Source organism: Novosphingobium sp. UBA6272, from assembly GCF_002440635.1.
Taxonomy (GTDB): Bacteria; Pseudomonadota; Alphaproteobacteria; order Sphingomonadales; family Sphingomonadaceae; genus Novosphingobium.
The window spans coordinates 22,328-39,565 of record NZ_DJUW01000034.1; the positions used below are offsets into that span (position 1 = coordinate 22,328).

Below are 17,238 nucleotides of genomic sequence, written 5' to 3' on the forward strand. Positions count from 1 at the left end.
GGCTGCTTGCCCCTGCGCGATGAATCGCTAGAGAGGGCCGCAAAGGGCGGTACCACGCCACCGAAAAACAGGGACTGTCATGGCAAGCTTCACTCTCCCCGCTAACAGCAAGATCAGCGGCAAGGGCACGCACCACAAGGCTGAAGGTGTCGGACGGGTCAAGAAGTTCACGGTCTATCGCTACGATCCCGACAGCGGCGAGAACCCGCACTACGACGTTTTCGAGATCGATCTCGACAAGTGCGGACCGATGGTTCTCGACGCGCTGATCAAGATCAAGTCGGACATGGACCCGACGCTGACCTTCCGCCGGTCATGCCGCGAGGGGATCTGCGGATCCTGCGCGATGAACATGAACGGCCGCAACGGCCTCGCCTGCACCACCGCGATCGAAGACCTCTCCGGCGATGTTCGGATCACCCCGCTCCCGGCCATGGAAGTGGTGAAGGACCTGGTCCCCGATTTTACCCACTTCTATGCCCAGTACGCTTCGATCCGGCCCTGGCTGCAGACCGTCAGCACCACGCCCTCGGGCAAAGAGCGGCTGCAAAGCCCCGAACAGCGCGAGAAGCTTGACGGGCTCTACGAATGCATCCTGTGCGCCTGCTGCTCGACCAGCTGCCCGAGCTATTGGTGGAACAGCGACAAGTTCCTTGGTCCGGCGATCCTGCTCCAGGCCTATCGCTGGCTAGCCGACAGCCGCGACGAGATGACCGGCGAACGGCTTGACGAGTTGGAGGATCCGTTCCGACTTTATCGCTGCCACACGATCATGAACTGCGCCAACGTCTGCCCCAAGGGCCTGAGCCCGGCCCGCGCGATAGCCGAGATCAAGAAGCTGCAGGCGGAGCGCCACGTTTGAGCGAGACGGGTTACGGCGATGATCGCGGGTTCCGGAGTGAGCCCGATCCCGAGAATCCCGGTTGGCACACCTGGCAGCTGATCGATTCGACCCGCTTCAACAGCTGGATGTTTCCCAAGCTGTTGGTCCGCGCAGATCCTGACGGCAAGGCGCGGCTGCGGATGTTCCCCGAACACCGCCACACCAACCTGGGCAACAACATCCACGGCGGAACGGTGATGGCGCTGGTCGACATCGCGCTGTTCGCCTGTTCGCGGATGCTGGGGATTATCGAGGCGGGGACTGCGGTCACGCTTGATCTCAACGTCCAGTTCATCGGCGCAGGCAAGCCGGGCATTCCCTGCGATGCGGTAACCGAAGTGCTGAAGGAAACCCGGCGACTGGTTTTCCTGCGCGGCGTGGTGGAACAGGGCGATGGTCACCTGGTCGCGGCATTCTCGGGAACGATCCGCAAGCCCACCGGGCCGCGATGACCCGGATTTCCGATCGTTATGCGCAGCTGGTCGAGGCTGGCGAGCTGCGCGCCGATCCTGAACAGCTCGCCGCAGCGGAGCGGCTCGATGCCTTGCAGCAGCAACTGGAGTCCGCTTCGTCGCCGGGGCTGCTCGGAAAACTGTTCGGAAAGAAGGCTCCAGCGCCGCGCGGGCTCTACCTGTGGGGCGGGGTCGGCCGCGGCAAGTCGATGCTGATGGACCTGTTTCACCAGTGCCTCGAAGTTCCGGAGAAGCGCCGGGTCCACTTCCACGCCTTCATGATCGAGGTTCACGCCCGGCTGCGCGAGGCCCGCAAGAGCGAAACCGGCGACCCGATCCCGCCGGTTGCCGCAGCAATTGCCACCGGGCTGAGGGTTCTGGCCTTCGACGAAATGGTCGTGAACAATTCGGCCGATGCAATGATCATGAGCCGGCTGTTCACCGCCCTGATCCGCGACCATGGCCTGGTCATCGTCACGACCAGCAACCGGGCGCCGAACCAGCTCTACAAGGACGGGCTCAACCGCGAGCATTTCCTGCCGTTCATCGCCCTGATCGAGCAGGACCTTGACGTCATGGCGCTCAACGGCCCGTTCGACTACCGGCTCGAACGGCTCGCGGGGATCGATACGTGGCACACCCCCCTGGGTGACGCCGCCACTGCGCAAGTGCGGGAGGCGTTCTTCCGGCTGACCGACTATCCGCCGGAAGACAGCGCCCATGTTCCCTCGGCCGATCTGGACCTCGGTGGCGGGCGAATCCTTCACGTTCCAAAAAGCCTGAAGGGTGTCGCCGTCTTCAGCTTCAAGCGGCTGTGCGCCGAAGCCCGCGGCGCGCCCGACTACCTGGCGATCGCGCAGGCTTATCACACCGTGATCGTCGTCGGCATTCCGCAGATGGGGCCGGAAAACCGCAATGAAGCGGCCCGCTTTGTGACGCTGATCGACGCGCTGTACGAGAACAAGGTCAAGCTGTTCGCCACCGCTGCGGCAGAGCCGGACCAGCTCTATACCGCCGGCGACGGCGCGTTCGAATTCGAGCGCACCGTCAGCCGGCTGATGGAAATGCAAAGCGCCGAGTACCTCGCCGCCGGTCACGGCGAGGCCTAGGCCTAGATCTCAAGCCGCACGGTAACGCGGAGGTCGCGTCCGGCCAGCGGTGCATAGTCTTTCAGGTAGGACGCGTGACGCCGCGCATCGACATTGAACAGGTTGTTCGCCGACAGCAGGATGCTGAGCGGCCCATCGTCGCCAGTCGGCCGCCAGATCGCCGAAAGGTTGACCATGGTATAAGCCTGCGTGGCGGTTTCAAACGCGGCGATACGGTTCTGGGCAAAGACATGCTCTGCCTCGACCGAAAGGTCGAGATGCGGCGATTTGGCGCTGAGCCCGCCCATGACCCGTAGCGGCGGTATGCGCGGCGCAGCGCCTACACCGACGATTTCAGAGCGAACGTAATCGATCAACGCCGTCGCATCGATGTTCCAGGGGCCAGGCTTGGCCAGGGTCACATCTGCCTGGGCTTCGAAACCATAGAGCCGGGCATTGGCTTGACGCATCTCGAAAACCGGCAGCCCGTCTTCGATCACACCGGTCCGGTCGTCATAAACGAAGTTGCTGTACCAGTTGTGGAACACCGAGGCTTCGAACTTCAGCCCGTCGACATGGCCACGGACGATTGCTTCGGCCGACCAGACCCGTTCGACCTTGAGGTCTGGATCGCCGATCTCGAAAGCTGATGTGCCGGCATGCGGGCCGTTGGCAAACAGTTCCTCTGCCGAAGGTGCGCGCTCGGTATGGGCAACGTTGAAGGCCAGCTTCCAGCCCTCGGCGAAATCGTAGGCGCCGCCCAAGGCGCCGGAAAAGGTTTCGAACCGCTTTGATCCGGTGAAAAATTGCGGATGGGAGAGATCCGGCTTGGCCGTCTGCTGGGTATGCTCGTACCGCGCCCCGGCTTCCAGCAGCCACGGGCCGCTTTCGAACTGCTGCAGCGTGAAGAAGCCAATCTGCTCGGTGCTGTTCTTGGGCAGAAAGGCTTCAGCGCCGACAACGTTGAAATCACGGATGACCAATTGGGAGCCGGTCACGCCCTTCCAGCCGCCGCGATCGGCCTGAACCAGCTCAAGCCGCCCCTCCATGCCCTTGCTGAAGAACGTCGTTCCGATGCCGCCGTCCGGTTCGATTTCGGAATGGACGTAATCGCCATAGGCATAGCGGAAGGCGAGTTTTTCGATGAGCGATCCGCCGGATTCCAGTTCGGCCCGGGCATCGATCCGGTCTTGCCGCAGCTTGATCCGCGGGGCTTCCTGGCCCTCACCCGGTGCGGTCGCGAAACGGATCGGCACGCCATAGAGGCTGTCATAGTGGCTGTAGGCGACACCGATGTTGCCGCCGTCGGTAACGTAAGCCACCCCAGCCCCGGCGGTCCAGGTCTCGTTCGCGGTATTCGGCAAGATGCCTTTGAGCGCGGCATTGGCGGCGAAATCGATTTCGGGATCGGCTTCGGGATCGGGCGGCAGCAGGCTTGAGGCGGTCGCCTTCGCCCGTAGTGCCGGGGTCAGCGCGTAGCCTCCGATCCGAAGATCGTCGGTCTTGAGCCATGATCCATCGACGTGGCCGACCCAGTTACCGCCGAGCGGCACTTCAGCAGACATCGCGCCCATCCGCTCCTTGGCGGCGCTGCCATAGCCGGCCATCGCCGACAGGTGGATCGGCTCGTCAGGAACCTGGCTAGGAATGCGCCGGTCGATCACATTGACCACCCCGCCGCTGGCCGATGATCCGTAAAGCAGCGATTGTGGACCGCGCAGCACTTCGATCCGCTGGGCCAGCAGCGGGTTGACCACCGGGGCATGATCGACCGAGGTGTTCGATACGTCGATCGAGCCGATTCCGTTGGAAAGCACCCTGACCCGTTCGCCTTGCAGGCCGCGCAGAACCGGTCGGGAAGCCGAGGGACCGAACGAGGTTGCGGAAACGCCGGGAGTATGCGTCAGGCTGTCGCCCAGCCCCGGCCGGGCGTTGGCTACCAGTTGCTCAGCCTGGACGACGGCGACGCCGGAAACCGAATCCTGCGCCGAAGCGCGGCGCATGGCCGTCACTACAATCTCTTCGTTCGCGCTGTCGTGGTAGTCGACTTGATCGGCCTCCCGAGCGACGGCGACAGTGGGAGCCGTGGCGGCCAGGGCAATCGTTATGGCGGAAATGGAGACGCAGAAGCGGGAAATCATTCAGGATCCGATGACTGAGTTGCACCGCTCCCTTAACCGCCCTGTTGGGCTGTTACAATATCTCATTACGGATCGGCTTGCGATCCGCCGCGCCTTCGCCTCGACTCGCCTCACCGACAGAGCTCGCGGATCTAAACCCGGCGTTAGCACTAACGAAAAATTACCATATTGCGCCTAATCCGTCCGAATGATGAAGGGATTGCATCACAGCGCGCCCGCAATCCGCCTTGAGCCATACACGCTTAAGGCGTTGATTTTCATCGTCCCCATGTTCTGCGAATGCCGATTCACGGGGGATCTCGCCTGATGTGGCCGTTCCGCCGGACAACTGCCGCAAAGAAGCGTACAACACGAACCAGGATCTACGTCTGGACGCTGCTGATCTGCGTCTTCATTGCGGCAATTGATCTGGCACTTCCGCTTGAGGGCGTGTTCCGCGGGGTCAGGAACCAAGTCCGGGCCCGGCCCGCCGACCAATCCGTGGTAGTTGCTGCGATAGACTTGAAGACGATTCAGGCATTCGGTTCTGACTATTACTCACGCGAATACAACGCAAAGCTTCTTGATCAGGTCTTCAAAGCCGGTGCTAAGCGCGCCTATTTCGACGAGGTTTTTTCAAAACCAATCGATGCTGCAGGTGACCGCGCCTTTGCCGCGGCCCTTGCTCGCAACAAGGGTCGGGTTTTTACCGGCGCATTCCTGGCTCCAAATGGCAAGGGCGGAACCTTGGAACCGGTCTGGCCGCATCCCATGTTTGCTGGGGTTACGACTGTTCGTTCGCTGACTGGGGATCGCAACCCGGCTTCGCTCACGGCGGAATTGTATTACAGCGACCAATTCGAGGGCAAGACTGCGCCCTCCATTGCGTCCGATATTGCCAACAGGCATGGGCAGCATGGTCGGCTGTTTCTGCCCGACTGGTCAATTACAGCGAGCTCCGTGCCAACAATAAGCGTCCTCGATATTGTTGATGGCAAGGTTTCGCCAGATGAGCTTCGCGGCAAGGACGTTATCGTTGGTGTAACCGCCCAAACCAATGACTTTGCCTATGTATTCGGGCAGGGCTGGATTCCCGGTGTCTATGTTCACGCTGTGGGTGCACAGACGCTCAAAGAAGGTGCACCGCTGGATATCGGATGGATTCCGCCCATGCTTGTCGCAGCCCTTCTTGCGCTTGCGATAGTCAGGGAGCGAAGCCGGAAAAAGGGGGCAGCAATCGTTGTCGTTGCTGTCCTGCTGGCTGCTGCAGCCCCGCTCCTGCTCGACAGCCTTCTGATCAAGGCAGACTATCTGGCGGCTTTCCTGATGTTTGGCCTTGTCACTTACCGGACTGCAAGCCTGCGCGAAATCTCCGAAGCGCGGCTCAAGAATGCCGGATCGCTGCTGCCCAATCTTGCCGCGCTGAGGGAAGAGCCGCTTGCATCAGCAAACCCGATCATCGCCATGCGCATTCGCAACTATGCCGCGATCTGTGCCAGTTTCCAGACGGGGGTCGAAGACGAGCTTATCAATGAGCTCGCCCGGCGCTTGACGCTACCCAATGTCATTACGACCTTCTATCAGGCCGAGGACGTGCTCTATTGGCTCGGTCCGCAGTTGTCCTTGACCGAGCTTGAGGACCATCTGGCCGGCCTTGCCCGCCTGGTCGAGAGCCAGTTCCAAATCCGCGGCCGCAAACTCGACATCCACATTGCTTTTGGTGTCGATGTAGAGCTGGCACGCCCGGTTTCGAACCGGATCGGCGGGGCATTGCTGGCAGCCGACACCGCAGCCTCAAAGCACCAGCTGGTTCAGTTCAACTCCAGCGCCAATGACGAAGACGTGGCCTGGGAGCTTTCGCTGATGAGCGAGCTCGATGCCGCAATCGATGCGGGCGATATCTGGATTGCCTATCAGCCGCAGTACAATCTGGCAGACGATACGATTTGCGGCGCCGAAGCCCTGGTGCGCTGGCAGCATCCTGTTCGTGGTGCGATTTCGCCGGAAGCATTCGTGTTGCCGGCTGAATCGCATAACCGGATCAGCCGGCTCACCTTCCACATCCTCGAGCAGGCGACCCGCGCGGCCAAGCCGATGCTCGGCTTGAATCCGCACTTCCGGCTCAGCGTCAACATTTCAGCGAGCTTGCTCGAACAACCACAGCTTCCGGCTGAAATCGCCCGCGTCCTCATCCTGACCGGGTTCCCGGCGAGCAACCTGACCCTGGAAGTGACCGAATCCGCGCCGTTCAGCGCGCACACGATAATTGCGCAGAACCTAGCCGGCATCGCCGCGATCGGGATCGATCTTTCGATCGACGATTACGGCACCGGGAATGCAACGCTCGAGTACCTGCGGACGGTTCCGTGCCAGGAGATCAAGATCGACCGCCGCTTCGTGAGCGGCATGGTGACCAACGCCAGCGACATGCTGTTGGTCGAATCGACCATCGAACTGGCCCACGGCCTGGGTCGGCGCGTGATTGCCGAAGGTATCGAAGATCCGGAAACGCTGGAAATTCTCCGTTCGATCGGGTGTGACTATGCCCAAGGGTACTATCTGGCCAAACCGATGCGAGTCGATGCACTCGCGACACTGCTAGAAGCAACCGCACAGACCAAAGCGGCCTAGGCCTTCTTCGCCTTTGCGTGGGGCAAATTCAGGCCTATTCACCTTAGCCTTGGCAACCGTTGCAACATAGCCATCGTTCGATTTGAACCGGCGAAAGTGCACCTCCGAATCACCTGGCGCTATAGCTATCGCGGTGCGTCCATTTCTTGCCGCCAACCCGCCCCTTCAGACCACTTCGGATCCATCCGGTGGTGCATTTTCGCAGTATGGTATGAATTTCAATACTTTGAACGCGCATCGCGATTCGACTTGGTTAATATCGCCCTGTTGCAATTGGTTAAGAATCCGTTATCCTAAGGGTTGAAGCATCCTCTTTGGGCTGCTCTCACTGCAGGAGAATGGGCATGACTTGGAGCATTTATGAGTCGCTGCGCAGCTGGTTCGGCCGCAGCTGATTTCAGCAACAGATTTTTGAAACGGCCTCGATGAAAGTCGAGGCCGTTTTCGTTTCGGCTGAATTTGAGTGGATCACTAAATCCGCAATGTGCCGAGCGAGCGATCCAGCATCAGCAGTTGCCACAACAGCCGCCCGTGATCCGAGCGTCCGCTGATGTGGTCCTCGGCCAGCGATCCAATCCTGCCCGCATCCAGCCAACCGGTCCGCGCCAGTGCAGAGCTGGAGGCGATGGCCCGCGCGCTTGATGCCAACGGCCCACGGAACCAGTTCGAGATCGGCAGGACGAAACCCTGCTTCTGCCGGTACAGGATATCGTCGGGCAGGTAGCGCCGCATCGTTTTCTTGAGAAGCCACTTGCCCTCGCCGCGCTGCAGGCGCAGCCGCTCCGGCAGGCTGGCAGCGAATTCGAGCAGCCGGTGGTCAAGCAGTGGCTCGCGCGCCTCCAGGCTGACCGCCATCGAAGTGCGATCAACCTTGGTCAGGATATCGCCCGGAAGCCAGAACTTGAGATCGGCATATTGGGCCCGGTCCAGCCCCGAACGGGCCGGTGCCCGGCGCATTGCGTCTTCCCAGGCCTGTTCCGCGCGGTAATCGCCGCGCAGCCGGGCATAGTCGGGGGTGTAAAGCATGGCACGCAGTTCCGGCGGCACGATCCCGACCGCGCGGGCATAACCGGCCTCGCTGCTGGCCGCGAGCGACAGCAGCGTGGCCTTGGCCCGCAGCGGACGCGGGGCCCAGTCGGCCTTGGGATAGATCGCGCCAAGCCCGCCAAACACCGGGCCACGCAGTGCCTGCGGCAGGAACGAGCGCAAGCGATCTTCGGCGTGCTGGAACTTGTGCCGGCGATAACCAGCGAAGGCCTCGTCGGCACCGTCGCCGGACAGGGCTACTGTCACCGTCTCACGCGCCAGTTGGCAGACCCGCCAGGTCGGCAGGGCCGAGGCATCGGCGAAGGGCTCGTCGAACATCGCCGCCAGTTCATCGACGTGTTCGAAGTCATCGGGCGAAACCTGCCGCGCGCGGTGATCGGTCGAAAAACGCTGGGCCACCATGGCAGCGTAACTGGTTTCGTCGTGCTGGCTGACATCGAAACCGATCGAGCAGGTCTTGACCGGGTTGCTGCTCGCCTCCGCCATCAGCGCGACAACCGATGAGCTATCCACTCCGCCCGACAGGAACGCGCCCAGCGGCACGTCCGATACCATCCGACTGGTCACCGCCTGGCGCAGCAGGTGCAGCAGCTCAGCCTCAAGGTCGGCGGTCCGGCCCTGGCGGCGGTCGGCAAAGGAAATGTCCCACCACTGGCTGGGCGCGGGCAACGGGGCATCGTGGCGCAGCAGCAGCGAATGCCCTGCCGGAAGCTTGTGCACCCCGGCCAGGATCGAGCGATGATCTGGCACATAACCCCAGGCGAGGTAGTCGTCGATCGCCAGCGGATCGATATCACGCCGCAGCAGCGGATGCGCGGTCAGGCCCTTGAGCTCGGAGGCGAAAGCCAGGCTGCCATCGCTGAGCGGGGCATAGAACAGCGGCTTCACCCCCAGCCGGTCGCGCGCCAGGAACAGGGTCCGCTGCCCCAGATCGTAGATCGCGAAAGCGAACATGCCGTGCAAGCGCGGCAGGCACGCCGGGCCCCAGCGTTGCCAAGCTGCGAGGATAACCTCGCTGTCGCCGTCGGTATGGAACTCCGCCCCATGGGCGCGCAGTTCTTCGCGCAGTTCGCGGAAGTTGTAGATCTCGCCATTGAAGACCAGCATCGCGCGGCCGTCGGTCGACGCCATCGGCTGCGGCGATCCGGCGATATCAATGATCGAAAGGCGCAGGTGGCCCAGGCCGACCCCAGGGGCGGTCCAGGTGCCCTGCCCGTCCGGTCCGCGGTGCGCCATCGCTGCGCACATCCGCTCGATCCGCGCCGGATCAACCGGCTTGGGCGTCGAGAGATGAAAAATGCCAGCGATTCCGCACATTGGCCGCAGCGCTTAGCGTTGTTCGCCGATGCGGTCCATCCACGGCCCAATTTCGCCCACGGCACTCTCGAATGACCGCAGCGCCACGGTCGGATCGCGTCCGGCTTCGCGTTCGGAGGAAAGGATCAGGACCGCAGTCGGCCGAGCGCGCAGGAACAGCCGGTCAGCAATGTTGGCCAGCTTGAGCCGGGCATTGCTGCCAGTCAGCAGGGTATCCGTGCGGTACCAGGTGTGGGCCAGTCGCTCGGTCGCGCTCTTGTGGACCAGCACTTCGCCCTTGCCGCCTGCGGGCGCAGCAACATTGCTGGACCACGACCAGGTGCCGTCGGGGATTAGGGCGCCCTGCCCGAACCCGCCGGCTTCGCGCCCTTCGGACTGCGCGGCATAGAGCGCATAGAACACGTCGACCTTCTGCCCGGCGGCATTGGCGTAGGTGCCTAGCAGGCGGTGGTCCGCGCCAACCGCGCGCGGTTCCCAAGGTGCGGCGGGGCCAAAATCCACCCTCTGCCACCCAGCGACTTGCGGGAGATCTACCGCGCGCGGCATCGGCGCGGTAATCTGCTGCGCGGCGTAAGACCAACCCATGCCGGCAACGATCAAGGCCGCCGCAGCAATCACGGCCTTGGCCGGAGCGAATGCATGCCCTTCCCAGTGGCCCAATGCCAAACTTGCGTTAATGGCAGCAGGATCGATCATCGGCTCGTCTCGAGAACGATCAAAGAATTTCCATGAGACGCCCAACACTGCCGCGATGACGACAGCGAAGAAGACCCAGCCATAGATCAAATGGTCGATTCCGGCCGCCTTCTCGATCCCTACGTGCTGCGCGGCGAAAATGGTTCCCCAGGCACGAATTCCATTGGCGATGATCGGAACCACCACGCACAGCGCCAGGAACGCAGCCCGGCGTTTCCAGCTCCGGAATCCTATGTTGCCGACAAGCACGCCGAGGGCGATCATCGCGATCAAAAACTTCACGCCCGAACAGGCTTCGGCGACCTCGAACAATCCGGCCGGGGTATCGATGAACACGCCCTCGATCACCGCCGGAATGCCGCTGACCCCGACAAGAAAGATCGTCAGCATGGCGGTGATGGTCTGCAACGGCGGAACCAGTTCGTCGCCAAAGGGTACTAGGAAGCCCATGTAGCAGAGCGGGAAAAGCAGTGCCGCGCAGGATCGCGGGCCAAGCAGCAGCAACGCGGTTGACGGCAGCATCGCCACTGCACCGGCCTGCCGCAGCAGGTCGAACCCGGCAAAGGTGCCAAGCACCCAACCGAACACTGCCATGGCAAGCGGGACCAGCCCCCAGCGCGACGGACGGGGCGCAACCTCACGCACTTCGGGCCAGCGCTGCCAGACCAGCCAGGCGATGATCGGCGGGACGAGTAGAATGTGGTTGTAAGTCGAACTGTCCCACCACTGCCGCGCCATCGCCAACCAATCGCCGGCAAACAGCGCGATCAGCGCAAGCCAGACGAGGCCGAGTCGCAAGCCGGCCGAACGCCAGACCTGCGGCACCTCGAACTGCTCCGCGACAGGAGAGGACAGGACCGCTTCAGGCGGCATGGCGCGGTTGACCTTGTGCAGAGCCGAAAATCAGGGCCTCAAGCGGTGCCAGCGTGGCCGGCCAGCTGAGCGTATCCGCTACATATCGCCGCGCCGAATGTCCCAATGATGTGGCCTTGCCCGGATCCCTTGCCAGCTCGACCACCCGGCCAACCAGTTCGGCATCGCTGTCGATGATCGAGAGGTGCTCGCCATCGCGTGCACCGATGCCCGTCGCGGCACCGGAGGTCAGCACGACCGGCAGTTCCATCGCCATGGCTTCCAGCACCTTGTTCTGGACCCCGCGCGCGATCTCCAGCGGCACCAGCGCGATGTCCGCACCGCGCAGCCAAGTCCGGATGTCGGCAACCTCGCCCCAGACGTGGCACCCATTCTGTCGGTGCAGGGCCTTCATCGCTGCGGGCGGATTGCGCCCGACGACATGGAAGCTCGCTTCGGGCAGTTCGGCCCGGATTGCCGGCATCAGCCGGGTGATCGCGCGCTCGGCAGCGGCGATGTTGGGGGCATAGTCCATCTGCCCGGTGAAGATCAGGCGCGGCGCGGGAAGCTCGGTCAGCGCCAGTTCCGGCGCGACTGACGCCGGATCGAAGACAGCGCAATCAATCCCGTTGCGCAAGGCGCGAATGTCGCAGGGGTTCCGATCTGGACCCGAGAGGCGCGACTGGAACAGGGCAGCTTCCTCTGCCGAAACGAACAGGCTGTGCCGGGCCCGGCGCGCCAGACGAGCTTCCTCGGCCGCGAGCAAGCGCCCTTCGCGCGCGTCGATCCAAGCCCTCGGCCCGGAGCCGGAGGCGCCATAGGCATCGAACTTGGCAGAATCGACGTCGACGAAATCGAGGATCACCGGTCCGTCGAACCAATCGGGGACATATTGCCCCATCTGGCCGGAGAACACATAAATCGCCGCAATCGGCCGTTCCTGCAGCACCTTGTCGACATAGGCCCGGATTGCGGGGCTGTGAAATGCCGTCAGGCTGACCGGCTGGCGGCGCAGCAGGGCTTCGGCACCCGCGAGCGGCAAGGGTTTGCGGCGGCGCACCAGCAAGTGGCTGGCGCAGAGCACTTCGAGCTGAGGTTCCTGCGCAAGGTCGGCCTCGTTTTCTGCGAAGGTCGCGGCATGGACCGGGCCGAGTGCCGCCAGATGCTTCAGCACATGGCTCGAACGGATCTTGTCCCCCCGGTCCGGCGGAAACGGCATCCGGTGCGCCAGGAACAGGATCTCGCCACTCACGCCAGCCCCCGGGCTACATGGGGGCCAATCAGGTTGGCGATCGGCAGGGGCAGCCGCTTCCACAATTCGATCTTGGCCGAATTGCCGGCACTGGTCGGATCGGCATCGCGCGGTGCCGCGCCCGGAGCAGTCCAGCTGGCGTAGCTCAGCGGCTCGGGCTCGAAACCCCAGTTGCGCTTGAAATCATAGGGGCCGCTGCCGGTCTTGGAGCGGCCGAAATCGAACCGGGTGCAGCCGCGCCGGCGGGCGTGGAGCATCAGTTCGTAGTACATCCGGTCGTTGGCGCGCAGCCGCCGGGCCTCCCAGGTGCCCCCACCCCAATACGGCATGACCGCACCCTTGTGATAAAGCGACAGCACACTGGCCACCGGGCGACCCTGGTGCCGCACGGTCAGAATATCGGCATCATCGCCGAATGCATCGAGCACTGAGTGGAAAAGGGACTTGGGGAACACCGGCGTGCCCAAGTTGCGGACGCTTTCGGCATAGACCGCATAGTGCGCCGCGCGATCTCCAGCCCCGCAGCCGATCTCGATCGTCAAGTCGTTGGCCAGTCCCTTGCGGACTTCAGCGCGTTGCTTGCGCGGGATCCAGGTCAGCTGGGCTTCGTCGTCGGCAGCCAGGTCGGCCGCGAAGTTGCAGTGCGAATCCTTCCGGATCGACCAGCCTGCCCTGGCCTTGGGCAGCAGCCCCCCACGCAGCTCGGCCGAGGGGCAGGATCGGCGCAGCGCCAGCTCCTCCAGCGCCCCGAGCAATTCGCGCCCGGCGCGTTCATCGATGGCCAGAATTCCGCCGCCGACGGCAAACCCGCTTGAGACGATGACCCGCCCGAACAACGGCGAATGGGCTTCGATCAGGGGCAGGAAGGCGGCAAGGTCGCCGCCCTGCTCTGCCACCAGTGCGACCGCCCTGTTGCCCGTCCCCCGCGCCACGGCAACAAGCCAGGCCGGGCGATGGAAAGGCGAGCCTTCCGGATGTTCAGCGACAAGCCGCTCAAGCCGGGCCAGTTCGCCCGGATCGCGCAGGTCCGCTTCGCGCAGGGCGAGCGCAGCTGGACGGAACGGTGCGTTCACGCCGCCAGCTCCACCGCGCGGGCTGCCTCACGGTGCGCGAGCAAGTCCATCCGGCCCCAGGCAAAGTCCTGGACCAGTTGGCGCAGCTTGTCGCTCATAACGCTGAGATTGGTGTAATGCCTGACCCGCGATTTGAGCGAGGCATTAGGCACCCGAGGCTGCTCGGGATCGATTTCCCACGGATGGAAATAGAACACCGCCGGACGCTCATCGACCGTGTTGACCTGACGGATCGCCCAGCGCGAAAAGGCATAGGGCAGCACGCGAAAAAAGCCCCCGCCCCCGGCCGCAAGCCGCTTGCCCGCGAAATGCGCTGTGGTGACCGGGATCTCGACCAGGTCTGACCATGGCAATGGTTTGAAGGCAAAGCGCGGGGCTTCGCGCCAGCCGTAGTGGTCATGCGTGATCGGCGCGACTGAGGATGAATATTCGAACCCCTGCTCGACCAGCGCCATATAGGCCCAGGGCGTGCGGCTATCGATCGAGAAGCTCGGTGCGCGATAGCCGGTGATGCGCTGGCCCGAGGTATCTTCCAGAACTTTGCGGCTGCGTTCAAGATCGGCGGCGAAGCTGGCCTTGTCGAACCGGAATACGCGTTCGTGGTCCCAGCCGTGGCTGGCCAATTCGTGCCCGGCATCTACGATCCGGCGCATCAGCGTGCCATGACGCTGCGCCACCCAACCAAGGGTAAAGAAGGTCGCCTTTACGTCCGCGTCGGCGAACATCTGCAGGATCAGGTCGCAGTTGCGCTCGACCCGATCGGTCAGTCCGTCCCAGTTCTGGCGGTCGATCACGCCTTCGAATGCGCCGACCTGAAACCAGTCCTCGACGTCGACCGACAGGCCATTGACCAAAGCGGGGGGTGCCATGGCGGCGCGCTCCAGTCGATCAAGCCGCAGCGCGGCTGGCGTCGTCGGCCTCGATCCACTCGATCAGCATGGTCAGGGTGTGACGGATCGTGCGTTCCTGCTCGAGCATCTTGGTCTCGATTCCCGAAAGCTTGGCTTCGATCGCGGCCAGTGCCCCGCCGTCGGGCTGAGCCGGCATCGCCGGCATTGCCTCACGCTCGTTGGCAAGTTCGATCACGGCCTGTTGCAGTTCAGCAATCTGGGCATCGCGTTCGGCCAGCAGCGCCTGCAGCTGGGCCATGGCGACAACATCGACGGGAAGCGGCGCGGGCACGGCTGGGACAGCTTCGGCAATCGGGGCAACAGCCACCGGCTCGGCCTTCGGGGTCGGCCGCTTGAGCTGCATGGTGCCGTCAAGCTCAAGCTCTTCAAGCACCTGGCTGAGCATCGCCCCATCGATCCGGCTGCGCTGCTCGACCGAGCCGAGTAGCATCAGCCGGTTGCAGATCTGGTTGATCCGGCGCGGCACGCCGCCCGAAGCCTCGAACAGTTCGGTGAAGACGCGCTGATCGAACTTGGGATTGCCGGTCCACCCGACCACTTTGAGGCGGTGCTCGATATAGGGCTGTACCTCGCCCAGCTCCATCGCCTCAAGGTGGTGCGCGGCGATCACGCGCTGGCGCAATTGCTCAAGCTGCGGGTGATCCTGGATCGTGTCGCGGAATTCCGGCTGGCCCAGCAGCAGGGTCTGCAACAGCGGGTGCGCGCCAAGCTGGAAGTTGGAAAGCATTCGCAGCTCTTCCAGCGCATCGATCCCCAGGTTCTGGCTTTCGTCGACCACCAGCAGGCAGCGCCGCCCGGAGCGGGCCTCGTCATGCAGGAACGCCTCGATCGCGCCGAGCGCCGAGGCCTTGTCATGCCCGTCGACAATCAGGCCAAAAGCCTGCGCGACAACATGGACCAGTTCCTCGCCATCAAGCTTGCTGGTGACGATCTGCGCAGCGGTCAGCCGGGCCGGATCGATCGTCGCCATCAGGTGCGCAACGAGGGTCGACTTGCCTGCGCCGACTTCACCGGTGATCACCACAAAGCCTTCGCCCTGCGCCAGACCATAAGAGAGATAGGACAGCGCCTTGCGGTGCGTCAGACTTTCAAAATAGAAAGTCGGATCGGGCGTCAGCTGGAACGGACGGCCGGTCAGTCCATAATAGTCGTTGAACATCATCATTTCCCTTCCGTGCCGCTCAGAACGAGTACCGAACGCCGACCATCGCCTGCGCGGACCAGATGTCTTCAAGCAGTTCGCGCTCGGCGCCTTGCACGCCCACGGCCGCAGTCGCCGAAAGACGGCTGGTCAGCGAGCGATAGTACGCCGCAGTTGCGCCATAGGCAGAGACATCGCCAGCGTTAGAGTCTCCGCTTTGGTACCAACTGGCCCAGACATTGGTGCCAAAGCTGGAATTGCGGTCGATCTGGCCGTTGAGGTAGGCCCCCATCCACAGGGTCTCGTCAGTCGTGCCGTTGGCAACGGCAAGCACCGTACCGGGCGCTGCAATGAACTTGCGACGGTCATATCCAACGCCCAGCCCATATTGGAGGCGGTTGCCCGACACCGAGATGCTGCCCATCGCGCCGCGGCCGCGGAACATGGCGGAATTGACCGAGGCAAGCGCAGAACCGAAGCAGGTGCCCTGCCCCGAGCCGACCGAAGCGGTAGCGGCAACGCAGGTGCCGAGATCGCCGGTTAGTGGGTTGCGGACACCTTCGAATTGTGTCGGCAAGCCGGCCAGCTGGTTGTTGAGCATGCCGCCAAAGCCGGTAACATTGTCGTAAACCGAGACATTGAGGCTCATCCTCGAATTGGGCGCATAGGCAAAGCTGCCATAATAGCTGGTCGAGCCATAACGGCGGCCTACATGGGCTTCGAGCGCGGTTCGCTTGCTGGGGCGCCACAGGACCCCGGCATCCCAGATCAGGCCATCAGCCTGGTAGGCGATCTGTCGCGGCTGGCTCTTGTCTGTGACGTAGCGGCCATCGCTGCCGATAACCGCCTGACCGGTTAGTGGATCGCGGACCGCATCACGATGCGAAACCTTTACGTCTTCATAGCCAACCCCGCCCAGCAGCGCGAGATCCGAAGAGATCGGAATGCTCACATCGGCGCGGGCATGCTTGTCATCGATCCGCTGGTCGAGATTGGACGTATCTTCACGGTTCCACCCCGCACCGACACCAAGCCCCACCGGCAGGACAGTTCCGGCCTTGAACCCGGCGTGAAGCTGGGCGTTGTGGACAGTGCCTTCGTCATAGATGTCGATCGGGTTCTGGCCCGGGGCAACGATCAGGCTATCGGGTGATTCAACCCGGTTGTAACCAAAGCGATAATGGCCATCGACCGACAGGTCACCCAAATCGGTGTGAACGGACGGGCCGGCATAGATGCTATAGATCTGCGAGGTAGATCTGTCTTCGCGTCCTGCAACCGCCGCGCCGTTGTTTTCGACGCTCAACCGCGCGGCCATTGCGCCGGCCTCAAAGGTCAGAGCGCGCGGCACGATAGCGATGCTGCCGCGCGCGACACCGCTGAACACGTCACTATCGGGCACGCGGTTGTTGCCATAGCCAATCCGGCGTTCGTACCGCAGCGAAACCGCACCCGAGCTGTTGCGCCCGGCCATGCTAGCTTCGACCCCTGCCGCAACCGTCGTGTAGGTCAGGACCTCGTCTCCTGGCGAAAGCTCGGCCGCGACGATCTGCTGCACCTCGATATAGGGCACCACATTGGCCCGCTTGGTGCGGATTGCAGCGCGCGGAGCGACGTCTTCCCCGTCGTCAGCTTCGCTGTCTCCATCGTTGACGGCAGCGCCCGATGCCCCGACATCCCCATAAGGCAGTTCCTGGGCGTGTGCCAGAGCAGGCAAGCCGGCAGCAAAGCCGACTGCAAGGAAGGCGGCGGTCTTGAAGAGTTTCGACCTCATG

At 63.2% G+C, this 17,238-nt stretch carries 12 protein-coding genes; 4 read left to right on the forward strand and 8 right to left on the reverse strand.

Annotated features, from left to right (window positions below; all coding sequences use genetic code 11):
* Positions 1 to 79: 79 nt before the first annotated feature.
* From B2V17_RS15765 to zapE, 3 genes are read left to right on the forward strand one after another with little or no spacing between them, the layout of a single operon-like run.
* A complete protein-coding gene (locus B2V17_RS15765; protein ID WP_292999349.1) occupies positions 80 to 862 on the forward strand; it encodes a succinate dehydrogenase iron-sulfur subunit in 783 nt (260 codons plus the stop codon).
* Complete coding sequence (locus B2V17_RS15770) at positions 859 to 1,335, forward strand: PaaI family thioesterase (protein ID WP_292999351.1); 477 nt, start codon at positions 859 to 861, stop codon at positions 1,333 to 1,335. The genes B2V17_RS15765 and B2V17_RS15770 overlap by 4 nt, the downstream gene beginning before the upstream one ends.
* Positions 1,332 to 2,444: a cell division protein ZapE gene (gene zapE, locus B2V17_RS15775; protein ID WP_292999353.1), complete on the forward strand. Its 1,113-nt coding sequence runs from the start codon at positions 1,332 to 1,334 to the stop codon at positions 2,442 to 2,444. Before B2V17_RS15770 ends, zapE begins: the two co-directional genes overlap by 4 nt.
* Before the next feature lie 2 nt (positions 2,445 to 2,446).
* Here the strand turns inward: zapE and B2V17_RS15780 are convergent, their stop codons facing one another.
* The gene (locus B2V17_RS15780; protein WP_292999355.1) at positions 2,447 to 4,564 is read right to left on the reverse strand and encodes a TonB-dependent receptor; all 2,118 of its coding nucleotides are present in this window, start codon (positions 4,562 to 4,564) and stop codon (positions 2,447 to 2,449) included.
* A 306-nt stretch (positions 4,565 to 4,870) separates the two neighbouring features.
* On the opposite strand from B2V17_RS15780, the gene B2V17_RS15785 reads away from it, so the two are divergent.
* Positions 4,871 to 7,174, forward strand: a complete 2,304-nt coding sequence (locus B2V17_RS15785; protein ID WP_292999356.1) for an EAL domain-containing protein — start codon at positions 4,871 to 4,873, stop codon at positions 7,172 to 7,174.
* A gap of 471 nt (positions 7,175 to 7,645) precedes the next feature.
* Here B2V17_RS15785 and B2V17_RS15790 read toward each other — a convergent pair whose 3' ends face one another.
* The 7 genes from B2V17_RS15790 to B2V17_RS15820 are packed head-to-tail and all read right to left on the reverse strand — an operon-like array spanning position 7,646 to position 17,237.
* Complete coding sequence (locus tag B2V17_RS15790) at positions 7,646 to 9,538, reverse strand: XrtA/PEP-CTERM system amidotransferase (protein WP_292999358.1); 1,893 nt, start codon at positions 9,536 to 9,538, stop codon at positions 7,646 to 7,648.
* Positions 9,539 to 9,550: 12 nt separating this feature from the next.
* Positions 9,551 to 11,107, reverse strand: coding sequence for an exosortase A (gene xrtA / locus B2V17_RS15795; protein ID WP_292999360.1), 1,557 nt, complete (start codon positions 11,105 to 11,107; stop codon positions 9,551 to 9,553).
* Positions 11,097 to 12,338 carry a TIGR03087 family PEP-CTERM/XrtA system glycosyltransferase gene (locus B2V17_RS15800; RefSeq protein WP_292999362.1) on the reverse strand — a complete coding sequence of 414 codons (1,242 nt, stop codon included), beginning with the start codon at positions 12,336 to 12,338 and terminating at the stop codon, positions 11,097 to 11,099. The genes xrtA and B2V17_RS15800 overlap by 11 nt, the downstream gene beginning before the upstream one ends.
* Positions 12,335 to 13,411, reverse strand: a complete 1,077-nt coding sequence (locus B2V17_RS15805) for a FemAB family XrtA/PEP-CTERM system-associated protein (RefSeq protein ID WP_292999364.1) — start codon at positions 13,409 to 13,411, stop codon at positions 12,335 to 12,337. Before B2V17_RS15805 ends, B2V17_RS15800 begins: the two co-directional genes overlap by 4 nt.
* Positions 13,408 to 14,280, reverse strand: a complete 873-nt coding sequence (locus tag B2V17_RS15810) for an XrtA system polysaccharide deacetylase (protein WP_292999366.1) — start codon at positions 14,278 to 14,280, stop codon at positions 13,408 to 13,410. Before B2V17_RS15810 ends, B2V17_RS15805 begins: the two co-directional genes overlap by 4 nt.
* Positions 14,281 to 14,299: 19 nt before the next feature.
* Positions 14,300 to 15,481, reverse strand: a complete 1,182-nt coding sequence (locus B2V17_RS15815) for an XrtA/PEP-CTERM system-associated ATPase (RefSeq protein WP_292999459.1) — start codon at positions 15,479 to 15,481, stop codon at positions 14,300 to 14,302.
* A gap of 22 nt (positions 15,482 to 15,503) precedes the next feature.
* Complete coding sequence (locus tag B2V17_RS15820; protein WP_292999368.1) at positions 15,504 to 17,237, reverse strand: preprotein translocase subunit YajC; 1,734 nt, start codon at positions 17,235 to 17,237, stop codon at positions 15,504 to 15,506.
* Position 17,238 lies beyond the last annotated feature (1 nt).